Annotated in this window: 15 protein-coding genes and 1 tRNA gene; 5 read left to right on the top strand and 11 right to left on the bottom strand. The window is 64.2% G+C overall.

Annotated features, from left to right (window positions below):
* The 5 genes from F2P44_RS25060 to F2P44_RS25080 form a co-directional block, all read right to left on the bottom strand.
* The coding region (locus F2P44_RS25060) for an IS4/Tn5 family transposase DNA-binding protein (RefSeq protein ID WP_167089541.1) at nt 1-184 on the bottom strand (184 nt) is incomplete at its 3' end.
* A 734-nt stretch (nt 185-918) separates the two neighbouring features.
* A tRNA-Val gene (locus F2P44_RS25065) sits at nt 919-993 on the bottom strand.
* Nucleotides 994-1,030: 37 nt separating this feature from the next.
* Nucleotides 1,031-1,735, bottom strand: a complete 705-nt coding sequence (dnaQ, locus tag F2P44_RS25070) for a DNA polymerase III subunit epsilon (RefSeq protein WP_167090464.1) — start codon at nt 1,733-1,735, stop codon at nt 1,031-1,033.
* A 56-nt stretch (nt 1,736-1,791) separates the two neighbouring features.
* A complete protein-coding gene (gene rnhA / locus F2P44_RS25075) occupies nt 1,792-2,229 on the bottom strand; it encodes a ribonuclease HI (RefSeq protein ID WP_167090466.1) in 438 nt (145 codons plus the stop codon).
* 26 nt (nt 2,230-2,255) lie between these two features.
* Entirely contained in the window at nt 2,256-3,029 is a 774-nt protein-coding gene (locus F2P44_RS25080) for a class I SAM-dependent methyltransferase (protein ID WP_167090468.1), read from the bottom strand.
* A gap of 27 nt (nt 3,030-3,056) precedes the next feature.
* Between F2P44_RS25080 and gloB the strand changes: the two genes are divergently transcribed.
* The 4 genes from gloB (at nt 3,057) to F2P44_RS25100 (ending at nt 10,734) form a co-directional block, all read left to right on the top strand.
* Nucleotides 3,057-3,857, top strand: a complete 801-nt coding sequence (gloB, locus tag F2P44_RS25085) for a hydroxyacylglutathione hydrolase (protein ID WP_167090470.1) — start codon at nt 3,057-3,059, stop codon at nt 3,855-3,857.
* Between the two features lie 184 nt (nt 3,858-4,041).
* A complete protein-coding gene (locus F2P44_RS25090) occupies nt 4,042-5,049 on the top strand; it encodes an ABC transporter substrate binding protein (RefSeq protein ID WP_167090472.1) in 1,008 nt (335 codons plus the stop codon).
* 131 nt (nt 5,050-5,180) lie between these two features.
* Nucleotides 5,181-6,293 (top strand): ABC transporter substrate-binding protein, encoded by a 1,113-nt coding sequence (locus F2P44_RS25095; RefSeq protein WP_167090474.1) that lies wholly within the window; start codon nt 5,181-5,183, stop codon nt 6,291-6,293.
* Nucleotides 6,294-6,297: 4 nt separating this feature from the next.
* The gene (locus tag F2P44_RS25100; RefSeq protein WP_167090476.1) at nt 6,298-10,734 is read left to right on the top strand and encodes an EAL domain-containing protein; all 4,437 of its coding nucleotides are present in this window, start codon (nt 6,298-6,300) and stop codon (nt 10,732-10,734) included.
* Between the two features lie 148 nt (nt 10,735-10,882).
* Here F2P44_RS25100 and aceB read toward each other — a convergent pair whose 3' ends face one another.
* Entirely contained in the window at nt 10,883-12,472 is a 1,590-nt protein-coding gene (gene aceB, locus F2P44_RS25105; protein WP_167090478.1) for a malate synthase A, read from the bottom strand.
* 131 nt (nt 12,473-12,603) lie between these two features.
* Here aceB and F2P44_RS25110 point away from each other — a divergent pair, with 131 nt between their 5' ends.
* Entirely contained in the window at nt 12,604-13,506 is a 903-nt protein-coding gene (locus F2P44_RS25110; RefSeq protein ID WP_167090480.1) for a LysR family transcriptional regulator, read from the top strand.
* A gap of 91 nt (nt 13,507-13,597) precedes the next feature.
* On the opposite strand, the gene F2P44_RS25115 is transcribed toward F2P44_RS25110, so the two are convergent.
* The 5 genes from F2P44_RS25115 to F2P44_RS36660 form a co-directional block, all read right to left on the bottom strand.
* Nucleotides 13,598-13,801 (bottom strand): cold-shock protein, encoded by a 204-nt coding sequence (locus tag F2P44_RS25115; RefSeq protein WP_010398811.1) that lies wholly within the window; start codon nt 13,799-13,801, stop codon nt 13,598-13,600.
* Between the two features lie 342 nt (nt 13,802-14,143).
* Nucleotides 14,144-14,515 (bottom strand): Hpt domain-containing protein, encoded by a 372-nt coding sequence (locus F2P44_RS25120; RefSeq protein WP_167090482.1) that lies wholly within the window; start codon nt 14,513-14,515, stop codon nt 14,144-14,146.
* 13 nt (nt 14,516-14,528) lie between these two features.
* Nucleotides 14,529-15,179: a uracil phosphoribosyltransferase gene (gene upp, locus F2P44_RS25125; RefSeq protein WP_167090484.1), complete on the bottom strand. Its 651-nt coding sequence runs from the start codon at nt 15,177-15,179 to the stop codon at nt 14,529-14,531.
* 88 nt (nt 15,180-15,267) lie between these two features.
* Nucleotides 15,268-16,302, bottom strand: coding sequence for an acyl-CoA dehydrogenase family protein (locus F2P44_RS36655; protein WP_370662746.1), 1,035 nt, complete (start codon nt 16,300-16,302; stop codon nt 15,268-15,270).
* Nucleotides 16,274-16,945, bottom strand: a complete 672-nt coding sequence (locus tag F2P44_RS36660) for a hypothetical protein (protein WP_370662747.1) — start codon at nt 16,943-16,945, stop codon at nt 16,274-16,276. The genes F2P44_RS36655 and F2P44_RS36660 overlap by 29 nt, the downstream gene beginning before the upstream one ends.
* Nucleotides 16,946-17,236 lie beyond the last annotated feature (291 nt).

Genomic DNA, 17,236 nt, shown 5'->3' on the forward strand with positions numbered 1-17,236 from the left:
TGTTGCTCAGAAAGCGGTAGGCCGCCACCGTCTCGCTCCAGCCCTCGCATGCCGCCGGAATGCTCGCTTGCGGGTTTGCCGCAAATCGTTCCATCAGTATCTTCGCCCTCTTGTTGAGACGACTGTCACCAAGGTCGAGCCCAGCAAACTCATGATCGGTCCACCGCGTCACTGCCTTGCCCATGTCGTCGTCCAAAAGGCAAGAGTAAACGCCATTTCGCTACAGTTTACAAGTGGCAGCTGTAACTCCTTGAATGTTAACGGGTTTTCTCGTCATGGCGACAGGGAGTTCGGAGTTGTGTATAACGTGATGGTCTCAAGTCGAAAACAGGCTCGATTTACGTCGATTTCGGCATTGGCCCTTTTTTGACGAGTCGCATCAATTTCCCGTAAAAATGGATAGGCGACCATCTTCAGTGCGAGTAAGCAAAGTTACTGACGTATTCATCTCCCGTCGTGCTCCGCAATGGTAGCAAGAGTTTGGCTTAGATCGTTCTCGGGAACCGGTCTGGAGTTACACCTCCGCACAGTAGCGGCCTACGCCTTTTGGCACGGTCGCGACTTGAGTAGCCAATGGTTGGGCCAAGCAGGTAGCGCGGCTACGTGGCCGCCTAGATATATTGGAATTTGACCGAGTAGCCTCTTGCGCTCACAAAGGCGTCGGTTTCGCTATCGCGTCCAGCACTAACCGAATCAGCAGATATTGATGCCGGATTGAAAATTTAACGAATTTTATTTTCAATAGGAACAACTGCCTAGCTTCCAAAATCACCGAAGGATAACGTCGAATACCGTCGTAACAATGTTAATGTCCAACCTCATCCCGGGCAGCCCGAGACTGTTTTCCGTACTTTTTCCGTACCCAACAAAAAAAGGACTTGACGATTTCTCGCAAGCCCTTGATTTCATTAGTATTCTTGGTGGGAAGTGCAAGTTTCGAACTTGCGACCCCTGCAGTGTGAATGCAGTGCTCTACCCCTGAGCTAACCTCCCGAAGCGGGGCGTATTATGACACAGGTTTCGCAAAACGTCACGCTTCCGCGTAATTTCTCCAAATACAGTTTCCCTTGACCGCCTTGTCCAGCCCGCCCAGCACGCCTTCATGCTCGGCCAGCTCGTCCGCGCTGGCGGCCAGCACGATCACCTCGGCCAGCGCCACCGCTTCGAGCGTACCACCACCACCGGCCGACTCATCCTCCACATCCATCGACAGACTGTTCTGCCCGCGCGTCATCGACAGATACACATCGGCCAGCAACTCGGCATCGAGCAGCGCGCCGTGCAGCTTGCGGTGGGCGTTCGACACGCCATAGCGGTCGCACAGCGCATCGAGCGAGTTGCGCTTGCCCGGATGCATTTCCTTGGCATTGACCAAGGTATCGATCACCCCGCTGCAATGCTCGGTAAACGACGGCAGCCCGAGCAGCTTGAATTCATTGTTCAAAAAGCCCAGGTCGAACGGCGCGTTATGAATGATGACCTCGGCGCCCTGTATATACTCGCGCAACTCCTGCGCAATCTCGGCAAACCGGGGCTTGTCGCGCAAGAATTCCGTGGTCAGGCCGTGCACCGCCAGCGCGCCCTCTTCCGAATCGCGGTCGGGATTGATGTAACGGTGGAAATTATTCCCCGTCAGCATACGGTTGTGCAGTTCGACGCAGCCGACCTCAATGACGCGGTCGCCCGTGCGGGGATTGAGGCCGGTGGTTTCGGTATCGAGGACAATTTGGCGCATGGCAGTCTGGGTGAAGAGTGAAACGAAGCGCGCAGTATAACAAAGCGCGGGCGCGCTCAGCGGCGGACGGTCTCGACCCCGCGGTTGGCGAGCACGTCGGCCCGTTCGTTGCCGGGGTGCCCATTGTGACCGCGCACCCATTTCCATTCCACCGCGTGCTGCGCCTGCGCCAGATCGAGCGCCTTCCATAAATCCTCATTCTTGACCGGCTCCCTGGCCGCGGTTTTCCAGCCGCGCGCCTTCCAGCCGTGGATCCATTCCGAAATCCCCTTCTGTACATACTGGCTGTCGGTATGCAGCACCACTTCGCACGGGCGCGTGAGGATGCAGAGCGCCTCGATCACGGCGCGTAGCTCCATGCGGTTGTTGGTGGTATTGAGTTCACCGCCACAGATTTCCTTCTCGTGGCCGTCGGCCACCAGCAAGGCACCCCAGCCGCCGGTGCCGGGATTGCCCTTGCACGCACCGTCGGTAAAAATCTCTACTTTGCTCATCCTGGCTTTCTCTGCTTTCGCTGTCTTTACTTCCGATTGGTGGCCGGCACCGCTTGTGGCGCCGTCGCCGATTTTTTATTCCAGGCAGGACCGATCATGGTCATGCCCTTGACCCGCTTGATCGCATGCACCATGTACACCGCGCCCAGATACGGCCACCAGCGCTGCCCGGCCGGCTCCATGAAGGCATAGCGCTCGATCCACTGCGCCGTGCGGCAAGGCGGCGCATAGCAGCCGAAATGGCTGCGGCTCACGCCCAGATTGAGCAATTTTAACCAGTCTTTCATACGCGGCATAGAGATGAATTCGCCCGCCACCGGCAGGTAGGCCGAGCGCGTCACGCACCGCAAGCCCTGGCGCAAGCCCCACAAACTGGCCGGATTGAAGCCGCAGATGATTAATTGCCCCTCCGGAATGAGCACCCGCTCGACCTCGCGCAGCACCTGGTGCGGCTCGGCCGCAAATTCCAGCACATGCGGCATCACCACCAGGTCCAGGCTTTGCGAAGCGAACGGCAGCTCGGCGAAATCGAGCGCCACGGCAATCTGGCGCTTGCCCGCGCCCAGCGCCACCAGCTCGCGCGAGGAGGTGCGCGTGGCCGCCTGCCACTTGTTGGGCATGCGGCTGGCGGCCAGCGCATCGATCTGCGGCAAGCCGATCTGCACCGCGTTGTAGCCGAAGATATCGGCCGTCAACTCGTCCAGGCAAGCCTGTTCCCACGCGCGTACGTAAGCGCCGGCCGGCGTCTGCAGCCAGCCGTCGAGCGCTATAATGGATTTTTCGGATGCCGCGCTATCCATGCCTACCCCTTTGCCGACACCTTCACTATGACGTATCCGACGCCCCGCCCCTTGAGCGTGCTCGCCGTCCCCGCGTTCAAGGACAATTACCTGTGGCTGATCCACGATGGCGTGCACGCCGCCGTGGTCGACCCCGGCGACGCCGCGCCCGTCATCGCGGCCCTGGCCGCGCATCATCTCACGCTCACCGCCATTTTACTCACCCATCATCATGCTGACCACATTGGCGGCGTACCGGAACTGCTCGCGCATGCGCGGGTACCGGTGTACGGCCCGCGCGCCGAAGCCATCGCCACGGTCGGCGTGCCGCTCGCCGAGGGCGACCTGGTCGAGGTGCCCGGCCTGGCGCTCGCCCTGCGCGTGCTGGAAGTGCCCGGCCACACCCTCGGCCACATCGCCTACCTGCGCGAGCGCTCCGGCGAGCACTGGCTGTTTTGCGGCGACACGCTCTTTGCCGGCGGCTGCGGGCGCCTGTTCGAAGGTACCCCCGAGCAGATGCGCGCCTCCCTCGCGCGCTATCTGGCCTTGCCGGACGACACGGCCGTCTATTGTGCCCACGAATACACCCTGTCCAACCTGCGCTTCGCCGCCGCGGCCGAACCGGCCAACGCGCTGATCGCGCAGCGCATCGCGACCGAAACCGCCAAGCGCGAGCGCGGCATCCCCACCCTGCCCTCGAGCATCGGCCTGGAAAAAGCCACCAACCCCTTCCTGCGCGACCGCCAGCCCGGTATCGTCGCCAACCTGATTGCCCTGGGCAAACTGGACCCGGCAGCGCCGCCGCAAGCTTCCTTCGCCGCACTGCGCACCTGGAAAAACACGTTTTGATCACCATCAAACGTCTGTTAAATGCCACGCCAGCACAGTTGATGTAAAGACAGCACACCCAAGGCGGCATAACTCAGCTAAGATATTCCACAAAGAAACAGTGTGAATAATCACATGACGAGACGATACCCAAGCGCGGCCCACCAGCCCGATCCAGCAATGGCGCAAGCGCGCCGCTGCCTTCATGGCCGGGCGCCGCGTCATCGATAAGCTGGCGCCGCCCTCCCCGCACAGGCGTGCATTGCTGCGCCTGTGCGCCGCGCTGGCCGTGCCACTCGTGCCGCACGCGCCGCTGCATGCGCAAACGATCTTCACGGGCGAACTTGCCGCGCCGCGTCCGGTCGCGGTCCTGTTTCCCGACCTTCCCGAGCCGGTGCGCAAAGTCTTCACCGACATCATCGGCGGCATCGAAGAGCAGTTGCACCAGCGCGTGCAAGCCTGGCCGCTCACTGCCGCGCTGGACCCGGCCGAACTGGGCGCGGCGTTGCGGCGCCAGGGCGTGCGCGTGATCATCGCCCTCGGGCGCCAGGGCCTCAAGGTGGCCGAAGCGCTCGATCCCGCACTCGGCCTGGTGATCAGCGGCATTTCCTCGCTGCCCGACGGCGACCGCCACACCGGCATCTGCCTCAGTCCCGACCCGGCCCTGCTGTTTACCCGCCTGCGCAACCTCGCGCCCGGCGTGCGCCGCGTCATCGTCGTCTACAACCCGCAGCACAACGACTGGCTGCTGCGGCTGGCGCGCGAGGCGGCCCGCCTGCACGGGGTGGAACTGGCGGCGCTCGAAGCGCTCGACCTGGGCGCCGCCGCGCGCCTCTACCAGAGCGCCTTCGCCGCCGCCGACAACCGGCGCGACGCGCTCTGGCTGCCCACCGACCCCACCACCGTCGACGAAACCACCATCCTGCCACTGGTGCTGCGCGAAGCGTGGAACCGCGCCGTGCCGGTCTTTTCCAGCAGCTTCCTGCACGTGCGCAAAGGCGCCCTGTTCGCGCTCTACCCGAACAACATCGAACTCGGCCGCAATCTTGGCAATCTTGCCACTGCCATGATGACGGCCGAACCGCCGCCGCGCGGCCTGCTGCCCCTGCGCGAAGTCTACGCCGCCCTCAACCTGCGCACCGCCAGCCACCTGGGCATCGCGGCCGGCCCGGCGGTCCAGCGCAGCTTCCAGTTCCTGTATCCCGAACCGTGACCGTGGTTTTTTGTTAGATTTTCAAAATTCTTTCTTTCGGGCTACTTCGGTGACGTATACTGCAGCCTGGTGTGTGCCCACATGCGTGGCTGCTTACAAATTAACCGGACCACGCGTCCCCGCTGTACGCAATGACTACACTTCTTTTCAACGCCCGGCCACGGCCGCGCGCGCCGCGTGGCGCGTCCGCGCTGCTGTCGTTGCTGCTGCTGGCCGGCCCGGCGCCGCACGCCATGGCTGACGATCTCGCGCCTGCGACGGCGGAGTCGGCCGGCCTGCTCGAACGCTACGACAGCGGCGGCCAGTACGGCCTGCAGCCGCTCACCGTCTCCCAGCTCGAAGACCAGCTGCGCCGCCCCGAGCTGCAAGCCTCGGTCGGCCAGGGCGGCATCGCGGTGTTCTATCCGAACGTGTCGGAACCGTTTCGCAGCGCCTTCATCGGCATGATCCAGGGGATCGAAGAACGTACCCGCCTGCGCGTGCGCAGCTACGCGGTCGATGCCCGCGTCGACGCGGCCGACCTGAATGCGCAGCTCAGGCGCACCGGTACCAAGGTCGTCATCGCGCTCGGGCGCCAGGGCCTGAACACGGCCGTGGCGCTGGACCGCGATATCGAGGTGCTGGTGGGCGGCGCCCTGCTGCTGTCGGACGCCGAAATCGTCAACCTGAACGGCATCAGCCTCACGCCCGATCCGGCGCTGCTGTTTGCGCGCCTGCGCACGCTGCTGCCCGACACCCGGCGCGTGATCGTGGTGTACGACCCCAAGAAAACCGAATGGCTGCTGCGCCTCGCGCGCGAAGCGGCGCGCGGGCAGGGCCTCGAACTGGCATCGTACGAAGCGCGCGACTTGTCCCAGGCCGCCCAGCTGTACGCCACCCTGTTCGCCGGCGCCGACAGCCGCCGCGACGCCGTCTGGCTGCCGCACGACACCACCACCGTCGAAGAAGGCACCCTGCTGCCGCTGATCCTCAAGCAAGCCTGGAACAGCGGCGTGCCTATTTTCTCCAGCAATGTGCTGCACGTGAAAAAAGGCGCGCTGTTCGCCATGAGTCCCAACAACGTGGAGCTGGGCCGCTCGCTGGCCAATTCGGCCGAGGGCGCCATCGCCGGCGAGCGCAGGAAAGGCGTGCAGCCGCTGCGCGAACTGCACGCCGCCATCAACCTGCGTACCGCCAGCCATATGGGCCTGAACATCGGCTACCAGCAGCAACGTACCTTCGACCTTATTTATCCGGAGCCCTGAGTAGATGTTCCACGACTTCCTTCGCCGCACCGGGTTTCGCCGCCAGCTGACAGTGATCGTCTCGGCCGCCATTCTTGGCCTGGCGCTGTTTTCCTCGCTGATGAATTCCTGGGAAGCGCGCACCCGCATGCGCGACTACTTCCTCGAACAGGGCGAGCGCATCGCCGACAACCTGGCGCGCCAGAGCACCCTGGCGCTGCTCTACCACTCGCCCGAAAACGCCCAGGACGTGGTGGCCACCACCCTCACCTTCCCCGATGTGCTCAGCGTGCAGATCAGCGACACGCGCGGACGGGTCCTGCTCTCGAAAAGCCAGGCCGGCGCCGCGCCGGCCGCAGCGCCGGGGCCCGTCTCGCCCACGCCGCTGGCCCGGCTGGCCAGCGAAACCTCGCAGGCCTGGCACTTCACGGCACCGGTCTTCGGCGGCCAGGGACTGGCCTCGCCGTTCGACCTGCAAGAGCCGCCCAAACAGCTGCTCGGCCACGTCCACGTGACCGTCGCCAAAGTGACGCTGAACCGCCTCACGCTGTCGCTCCTGGTGGGGAACCTGGTGGTCACGCTGTCGTTCGCCATCATCCTGCTGGCCATCGTGCGCCTGCTCACGCGCCACATGATCAACCCGCTGCATGCGCTTTCGCGCCTGATGCAGCGCGCCGAGGCGGGCGAATCGGGCATGCGCGCCGCCCCGGCCGGCCCGCGCGACCTGATCGACATGGCGCTCGCCTTCAACAAGATGATGAACGTGCTCGAACAGCGCGAAGCGGAACTGAAGGACTCGCGCGACGCCGCCGTCAGCATGGCGCTGGTGAAGGCGCAGTTTGCCGCCACCGTCAGCCACGAAGTGCGCACCCCGCTCAACGGCGTGGTCGGCATGCTCGACATGCTCAAGGAAATGAGCCTGAACAAGCGCCAGGCCGAATGCGTGGACGTGGCCTGGAATTCCTCGCGCACCCTGATCGAACTGATTAACAATATCCTCGACTTTTCCAAGATGGAAGCGGGCAAGCTCTCGCTCGAAGAAGTCGATTTCGACCTGCGCAAGCTGCTCGAAGAAGTCATCGAACTGGTGGCCAAGCAGGCGCAGGTGCGCGACGTCGAACTGGGCTACCTGCTCGGCGCGGGCGTGCCGCAATGCGTCAATGGCGACTCGCTGCGCCTGCGCCAGGTGCTCATCAACCTGCTCGGCAACGCCGTCAAGTTCACCGAGCATGGCGAAGTGGCAGTGGCAATCGCGCTGGCCGACGGCCCGCAATTCGGGCTGCGCTTCGAAGTGCGCGACACCGGCATCGGCATGAGCGCCGACCAGCAGCAGCACCTGTTCCAGTCCTTCGCCCAGGCCGACCCGTCGACCACCCGCAAATACGGCGGCACCGGCCTTGGCCTGGCGATCTGCAAGCAACTGGTGGAACTGATGGGAGGCGCCATCACGGTCGACAGCGCGCTTGGCGGAGGTACCGCCTTCACCTTCAACATCGTCTGCAAGGCCGCGCTGCAGGAATTGCCGGAACCGGCCCACACGGAGCTGGCCGGCCTGCGCACGATCGTGGTCGACGACAGCCAGATCGTGCGCAGCTTCGTGGCCCAGACCATGCAGCGCCACGGGATCGACTGCCACGTCACGCGCTGGGGCGGCGAAGCGCTGCTGCAGCTCAAGGTCGGCGCCATGGAGGCGCGCCCGTACGCCATCGTCATGATGGACATCGGCGCCCTCGACGACGACGGCAACGACCTGGCGGGAAGAATCGCGCACGACTCGCCCGGCACGCTGGTGCTGATCCTCGACCGTTTCGGCACGCCCTCGGGCGGCACCCTGGTCGACGGCCACCCCTCGCTCGGCAAGCCGCTGCGCGAAGACCGCCTGCTGCAAGCCCTCAAGGACTTGCTGGCCGGTGCCAAGGCGCCCGCGCTGGCCATCGCCAGCCAGCTGGCCGCGCCGGTGCGCACCTCGTTCCGCATCCTGGTGGCCGAAGATAACCGCACCAACCAGATGGTCGCCGCCGGCATGCTGGCCATGAACGGCTGCGCCTGCGAATTTGCCGCCAACGGGCGCGAAGCGCTGGAAGCGGTGCGCAATGGCAGCTTCGACCTGATCCTGATGGATTGCAGCATGCCGGAGATGGATGGCTACGAAGCGACCGCGCATATCCGTGCGCTTGAACAGGGCAGCGGGCGGCGCACGCCGCTGGTCGCGATGACCGCCAACACCCAGCGCGGCGACGCCGAAAAATGCCTGGCGGCCGGCATGGACGACTACCTGGCCAAGCCGATCACCCTGTTCGAGCTGCGCCAGAAGCTCGACCGCTGGCTGCCGCGCGGCGATGCGGCGCCCGGCGAGGAGCCGCGCAGCGTACCCGCGCCGGGAGAGCATGTGGGCGACAGCGAGAGCCCGATCGACCAGGCCATGTTCGTCAAGCTGCGCGAGATCATGGGCGCATCGCTGGCCCAGGCCATCAGCCCCTTCCTCGAAGACACGCCGCAATACCTGCTCGACCTGGAGGCGGCGGCCCACGGCGGCGACTTTGATACCGCGCGCGCCAAGGCGCATGCGATCAAGGGTTCGGCCGGCAACCTGGGCGCGACCCACCTGGCGCAACTGGCCAAGGAAGCCGAAGACCACGGCATCGGCGGCCACCCCGAACTGATCGTGCCGCTGCTGCCACGCCTGCGCGTGGCCTACAACGCGGTGGCCAGCGCGCTGGCGCAGGAAGTGACCGGAGACGGCATGGCCGGCCAGGGCGGCGTCGACGACGTGCCGCAGGTGCTCATCGTCGACGACGACCGCAGCACCCGCAGCACCTTGCGCTACACCTTGCAGCGCGACGGCTTCAAGGTCGAAGAAGCGGCCGACGGCGCCCAGGCCCTGATGATGCTCAAGCGCTTCCAGCCCGACGTGGTGCTGATGGACGCGGTCATGCCCGTGATGGATGGCTTCACGGCCTGCGCGCGCATGCAGGAACTGCCCGGCGGCAGCAGCATTCCGGTGCTGATGATCACCGCGCTGGAAGACAATTCCTCGGTCGAGCGGGCCTTCGCGGCCGGCGCCAGCGACTATATCCCGAAGCCGATTCACTACGCGGTGCTGTCGCAGCGCGTGCGCCGCATCATCGAAGCGAACCGCGCCGAGAAGCGCATCCGCCACCTGGCCTTCAACGACCTGCTGACCGGACTGCCGAACCGCACCCTGTTCTTCGACCTGCTCGGGCAGGCGGTCGACCAGGCGCGCGTGAACAAGACCTCGCTGGCGGTGCTGTTCCTCGACCTGGACCGCTTCAAGTACGTCAACGACAACCTCGGGCACGACATCGGCGACCGCCTGCTGGTGGCGGTGGCGCAGCGCGTGCGGCGCGCGGTGCGCAGCATCGACATGGTGGCGCGCCTGGGCGGCGACGAATTCACCATCGTCCTGGGCGATGTCGACGGGCCGGCGCCGGCGGCGGCCGCGGCGCAGACCATCTGCCGTGTGCTGGCCGCGCCGTTCCAGATCGATGGCCACGATATTTTCGTCACCAGCAGCGTCGGCATCGCCATGTATCCGTTCGACGGCCTCGATGTGCCGACCCTGGTCAAGCGCGCCGACAGCGCCATGTACCGGGCCAAGAAGACCAATACTGGCTTCCAGTTCTACGAAGCGTCGATGGAACAGGCCATTTCGGAACACGTACGCCTGGAAAGCGACTTGCGGCGCGCGCTGGAGCGCAACGAGCTTGAAGTGTTTTACCAGCCGCAGGCGCGCTTCGACAACCAGCGCATCGTCGGCATGGAAGCGCTGGTGCGCTGGAAGCACCCGACGCGCGGCATGGTGCCGCCGGTCGAATTCATCCCGCTGGCGGAAGAAACGGGCTTGATCAATCCGCTCGGCGAATTCGTGCTGCGCACCGCGTGCGCCCAGCTCAAGGCCTGGATCGACCAGGGCTTGCCGCCGATGCGGGTGGCGGTCAACCTGTCGGTGCGCCAGCTGTTGCAAAAGAATTTTGCCGATACGGTGGAAGCGGTGCTGGTGGCATCCGGCTTGCCGCCCGATTTGCTGGAACTGGAAATCACCGAAAGCACCCTGATGGAACACGCGCAGGATACGCTCAAGGCGCTGCACCGCCTGCGCGGGCTGGGCGTGCGGCTGTCGATCGACGATTTCGGCACGGGATATTCATCGCTGTCGTACCTGAAGCGCTTCCCGGTCGACATCATCAAGATCGACCGGTCGTTCGTGGCCGACGTGCCGCACGACGCCGACGACGCGGCCATCATCGCGGGCATTATCGCGCTGGCGCACAGCCTGAGGCTGGAAGTGGTGGCGGAAGGGGTGGAGACGGAAGCGCAGCTCGACTACCTGCGGGCGCAGCGTTGCGATCTGCTGCAAGGGTGGTATTTGGCGCCGGCGATGCCGGCGGAGCAGTTTGCGGAGCTGATCATCAAGCGCGAAGCGATGGCGCTGCGCGCTTGACCCACCGTCGTTCCCGCGCCAAGGCGGCACTCGGCGGGAACCCAAGTCCGTAGCGTAGTAGATGGCGGATCAAACAACCTTGGGTTGCCGTGGGGGCGCCTAGCCCTGCGCGGGAAGTCGTTTCTGGCAATGCCAGGAACGACGGCTCTTAGATCTCTTCGTACAGCGGCAACGTCAAGAACTCCGCAAACGATTCCGACGTCGACATCTCTTCAAAAATCACCGCCGCGCGCACATAGGTCGGGTTGTCGCCATTCGGTGCGACTTCCTTGACCTTCGCCAGTTCCTGCGGAATCATCGCGCGCACCATGTCGGCGGTGACCTTGCGGCCGTCGTCGAGCACACCCTTGGTCGACCGAATCCACTGCCACACCTGCGAACGGCTGATCTCCGCCGTCGCCGCATCTTCCATCAGATTATGGATCGGCACGCAGCCATTACCGGCCAGCCAGCTGCCCAGGTAATGAATACCGACGTTGATGTTATAACGCAGGCCCGCTTCCGTGATCGGCGCTTCCGGCTTGAAGTCCAGCAGTTCGGCCGCCGTCACCGCGATATCGGGACGCTGCTTGTCGATCTGGTTCGGCTTCTCGCCCAGCACCTTCTTGAATTCGCCCATCGCCAGTTCCACCAGGCCCGGATGCGCAACCCAGCCGCCGTCGTAGCCGTCGCTCGCATCGCGCGCCTTGTCGTTGCGTACGCCGCCCATGGCGATCTCGTTTTTCTCCGGATCGTTCTTGATCGGGATCAGCGCCGCCATGCCGCCGATCGCCGGTGCGCCGCGCTTGTGGCAAGTCTTCAGCAGCAGCAAGGCATACGCGCGCATGAACGGCGACGTCATCGTCACTTTCGGACGGTCGGCCAGGCAGAAGTCCTTATCGAGCTTGAATTTCTTGATGCACGAGAAGATGTAGTCCCAGCGGCCCGCATTCAGGCCGGCGCTGTGTTCGCGCAGCTCGTACAGGATTTCATCCATCTCGAACGCGGCCAGGATCGTTTCGATCAGCACGGTCGCCTTGATGGTCCCTTGCGGCAGGCCCAGTTCCTGCTGCGTCATGACAAAAATATCGTTCCACAAGCGCGCTTCGAGGTGCGATTCCATCTTCGGCAGGTAGAAATACGGCCCGGCGCCGCGCGCCAGCTGCTCTTTCGCGTTGTGGATCATGAACAGCGCGAAGTCGAAAATGCCGCCGGAGACGCGCTTGCCGTCGACCAGCACATGTTTTTCATCGAGGTGCCAGCCGCGCGGACGCACGACCAGGGTCGCGATCTTGTCATTGAGCTTGTACACCTTGCCGTTCTGTTCGAGCGAGATGGTGCGGCGCACGGCGTCGCGCATATTGATCTGGCCCGTGATCTGGTTGTCCCAGTTCGGCGTGTTCGAGTCTTCGAAGTCGGTCATGTAGCTGTCGGCGCCCGAGTTGAAGGCGTTGATGACCATCTTGCGCTCGACCGGACCGGTGATTTCGACGCGGCGGCACTCGAGTGCCGGCGGAATCGGGGCGATTTTCCAGTCACCGGCGCGAATCTGCGCGGTTTCAGGCAAAAAGTCGGGACGCTCGCCGGCGTCGAGGCGCTTGGCACGCGCCACGCGCGCGGCCAGCAGCTCCTGGCGGCGCGGCTCGAACGCGCGCGTCAGGCGCGCCACCAGGGCCAGCGCCTCGGAAGTGAGAATCTGTTCGTAGCCAGGCTTGATCTCGGCGGTGATTTCCATGCCGGCGGGGATATTGATAGTCATGCGTGCTCCTGTCGAAGGTAAATGCAAAATTGGCGTTTCATCTGTCATCTAGTATATTCACTAACTGGTAGCTAAACGAGACAAAAAATACATTCATCTGTGCGTTTTTGTCACAGACAAAAGGAGTACACGTGGGGCAGTTCCGTCAGATTTCCACCTTCGTCGAAGTAGTCGCCCGCGGCAGCCTGTCGGCGGCAGCGCGCGCCGAGGGCATCGCGCCGGCCATGATCGGGCGCCGCCTCGACGCGCTCGAAGCGCGCCTGGGCGTCAAGCTCCTGCAGCGCACCACGCGCAAACTGGCGCTCACCGACGAAGGCGCGGCCTTCCTGGAAGACTGCCAGCGCATCCTGGGCGAACTCGAAGAAGCCGAATCGGCGGTCGCCGAACGCAGCGCGCGCGCCAGCGGCCACCTGCTGGTGTCGGCGCCGGCCGGCTTCGGGCGCCAGCACGTGGCGCCCCTGCTCCCCTCGTTCCTGGCCGAGCACCGCGACGTGACGGTCAACCTGAACCTGAACGACCGCGTGGTCGACGTCATCGGCGAAGGGGTGGACGTGGCGATCCGCATCGCCAGCCTGTCCGATTCGAGCCTGATCGGGGTCAAGCTGGCCGACAACCAGCGCGTGCTGGTGGCTTCGCCCGCCTATCTGAAACGCCACGGCATGCCGGAAACCCTGGCCGACCTGGCGCGCCACAACTGCCTGGCGATCAGCAGCGAAGGCAGCCAGCGTGGCTGGACCTTCCGCGACAACGGCAAGCTGGTGACCCTGAAAGTGGCGGGCAACATGGTCTGCAACGACGGCGAAGTGCTGCACGACTGGGCCTTGGCCGGCAAAGGCCTGGCGTGGCGCTCGATGTGGGAAGTGGGAACCGAGATCGAAGCGGGCACCCTGTGCACGGTGCTGGACCGCTTTGCGGCACCCGGCAACGACATTCACGCCGTGTTCGCACAGCGCCGCCACCTGCCCTTGCGCATCCGCGCCTTCGTGGACTTCCTGCGCCGCACCTACGCGCAGCCGGGCTACTGGCGCGCCTGAAAACAACATCGGCCCGCACGAGGCGGGCCGACGAAAAGACGGACAAAAAAAATCCCCGGAAACCGAGGATTTTTTGTCGTTGATTCAGCGATTAGATAGGCTGAATGTTCGAAGCTTGCTTGCCTTTAGGGCCAGCGGTTACTTCGAAAGAGACGCGTTGGTTCTCTTGCAAAGATTTGAAGCCGTTCGACTGAATCGCCGAGAAGTGAGCGAACAGATCTTCGCCGCCTTCATCAGGAGTGATAAAGCCAAAACCCTTCGAATCATTGAACCATTTTACGATGCCAGTTGCCATTACAATTTCCTATTTCAGTTAAGTTGGGCTTACGCCCGTTTTAGATCGTTTGACGAAGCAAGAAAGAAATGACAGACAGACTGCACAACTACCTCGAATCACAACGATCCCGCATTATACCGAATAAAACACAAAAAACACGTTCTCTGCAAAATAAACTTCCCGGAAGCTTTAAAAATTCAAAACATCAACTTTGCGGCACCGGGTTTGCAGCGGCAGTTCGATAAATATAGGGGCATCGACACTGCGGAAGTTTGCGCTAAATCAAACGATACGCGCACTTGACCTTGCATGCGCGCACAATTGGTAAAAAAGTACGTGCGCTGTCGTTTTCTTGGCGTCTCAGTCGTCCTGGCCGGGGTAACTGGCCGCCTTGGGGTCGTGCCGCGCCCAGGCCACGTACACGTCGAGCGCATGCAGCCAGTCGTTCCAGTCCTTGGGCGCGATCAGCTCGAACGCCATCAGCACGCGCAGGCGCTGCTCCAGCTGGCGCGCCTGGGCCCCGAACACGCGAAAGCCGAACGTCGCGGCCGAACCGGCGATCGTATGCAGGCTCTGATGCAGCTCCTTGACCAGGGCCGCGTCGGCGGCGGCCGGGTCGAAGCTGGCGCGCAGCTCTTCCAGGCGCGCCAGCGTGGCCGGCACGCTGGCCGCGAACTTCTCGTTGAGCGCGTGCAGGCGCGCGAAAAACTCCTGGTCGATCAGCGTGGCCATCGCGCGCGGCTTCTTACTTGGTGCCGAAGATGCGGTCGCCCGCGTCGCCCAGGCCCGGCACGATGTAGGCATGTTCGTTCAGGTGCGAATCGAGCGAGGCCACATACAGCTTCACCTTCGGATGCGCGTCCTGCACCACCTGCACGCCTTCGGGCGCGGCCACCAGGGCCAGGAAGATGATCTGTTCGTCGGTCACGCCGCGCTTTTTCAGCACGTCGATCGCATGCACCGCCGAATTGCCGGTGGCGACCATCGGGTCGCACAGGATGAAGATGCGGTCGGTGGTGTCGGGCAGGCGCACCAGGTACTCGACCGGCTTGTGCGTTTCCGGGTCGCGGAACACGCCCACGTGGCCCACGCGCGCCGAAGGCACCAGTTCCAGCAAGCCGTCGCTCATGCCGATACCGGCGCGCAGGATCGGCACGATCGCCAGCTTTTTACCGGCGATGACGGGCGCGTCGATGGTCACCAGCGGGGTTTCGATCTGGCGCGTGGTGAGCGGCAGGTCGCGCGTGATTTCGTAACCCATCAGCAGCGTGATTTCCTTGAGCAGCTCGCGGAAGGTGCGCGTGGAGGTGTCGCGCTCGCGCATGTGACTGAGCTTGTGCTGGATCAGCGGGTGGTTGAGGATGAAGAGATTGGGGAAGCGCGGATCTTGTTTCATGGAATTCGATTCAGTTATCGTTGTTGTGGCTTGTACCCGTATTATCCCGCAAACCGGGCGCTTGTTCGCTTTTTTGTCGGTACGCGCGTCAGAGCGGCAGCGCGCGCGCCAGGATCGCGGCGCAATCGACACCGGCCGGCAGGCGACCGAACGCCCCGCCCACGTCGATGGCCACGCGCGAGGCGATGAAGGCCTCGCTCACGAAGCCCGGCGCATGGCGCAGCAGCAGCGCGGCCTGCACCGCGATCACGATGCGCTCGGCCAGCCGGCGCGCGCCGTATTCGTCACCCTGGGCGCCATCGAGGTCGGCCAGCAGGCTTGCGGCGCACGCATCGAACGCCGGATCGGTGCCGCCGGCCAGCGCCAGTTCCGCCGCCAGTGCCGCGCGCGCGGCCGGCGTCTTGCCGAAGGCGCGCAACAGGTCCAGGCACATCACATTGCCGGAACCCTCCCAGATCGAATTGACGGGAAACTCGCGGTACAGGCGCGCCAGCGGACCATCTTCCACGTAGCCGTTGCCGCCCATGACTTCCATCGCTTCGGCGCCGAAGGCGGGACCGCGCTTGCACAGCCAGTATTTGCCGGCCGGGGTCAGGATGCGGCCCAGCAGCGCTTCGGCCGGATCGGCCACGTTGTCGAAACAGCGCGCCAGGCGCAGCGCGAACGCGGTGGCGGCCTCCGATTCGAGCGCCAGGTCGGCCAGCACGTTTTGCATCAGCGGCTGTTCGGCCAGTGTGCGGCCGAAGGCGGCGCGTTGGCGCGCGTGGTGCAGCGCGTGGGTGAGCGCCGCGCGCATGATGCCGGCGCTGCCGATCACGCAATCGAGCCGGGTGTAGCCGCCCATCTCCAGGATGGTCGGAATGCCGCGCCCCACCTTCCCCACCGGCCAGCCGACGGCGTCGCAGAACTCCACCTCGGACGAGGCGTTCGAGCGGTTGCCCAGTTTATCCTTGAGGCGCTGCACGCGGATCGCATTGCGGCTGCCGTCGGGCAGGTAGCGCGGCACGAAAAAGCAGGTCAGTCCGGCGCTGCCGGCGTCGTCGGTCTGGGCCAGGATCAGGTGCGCGTCCGACTGCGGCGCCGAAAAGAACCATTTATGGCCGACGATGCGCCAGGCATCCACGCCCTCTTCCCCGAACCGCGCGCGCCTCGGGCGCATCGAGTACGGTGGCGCGCGTGGTGTTGGCGCGCACGTCGGTGCCGCCCTGCTTTTCCGTCATGCCCATGCCGATCAGGGCGCCGCTTTTTTGTTCGATCGGCAGCGAGCGCGGATCGTACTGGCGCGACAGGATCTTGGGTAGCCATTTGGCGCCGATGGCCCCGGCCTGGCGCAGCGCCGGTACCGAGGCATAGGTCATCGTCAGCGGGCACTGGGAACCGTTTTCGACCTGCCCGAACAGCATGTACTGGGCCGCGCGCGCCACCTGAGCGCCGGGCCGCGCCGCCTCCCACGGCGTGGCGTGCACGCCGGCCCCGATCATCAGTGCCATCAACTGGTGCCAGGAGGGATGGAACTCGACTTCGTCGACGCGCCGCCCGCCGCGGTCGAAATTATGCAGCACGGGTTTGTTCACATTGGCCTGGCGCGCCAGGTCCAGCACCTCGGCGCGTCCGAGCTGTTCGCCCAGCGCGTGCAGGGCGTCGCTGGCCCACCCCGCCCCTTCGCGCGTCAGCGCTTCCTGCAGCGCCGGATCGCAGGCATACAGGTTGACATTCCCAAATGCGCTTGCCTGGTTAAAAATCTCGTGGGTATCGTATGGATTCATGGTCTGGCCGGGTGCGGGTCCCGAAAATATTGCGCAAAAGCAGCATTATCCAAGTGCGCGCCCCCCTCGAACCGCTCAGGGTGAGCGACAATAGCAAGCCGGGCCGGAAAACCGGCGGCGTGCCGCGCTCCAGCCTAGCCCAAAGCCGAAAACGGGGCAAGAGTTGCTTTCCCGCCCGTCCGGCACACCGCTATTTGCGTTCGCTCAAGCAACTTTAAATGACGCACCACACCGGTGGTTTTTGATGCATCCTAGAATCTTTCCGTGCCACATAGGATAGCGATTTGTTAA

It is taken from the genome of Massilia frigida (genome assembly GCF_011682175.1).
GTDB classification, from domain to species: domain Bacteria; phylum Pseudomonadota; class Gammaproteobacteria; order Burkholderiales; family Burkholderiaceae_D; genus Telluria_A; species Telluria_A frigida.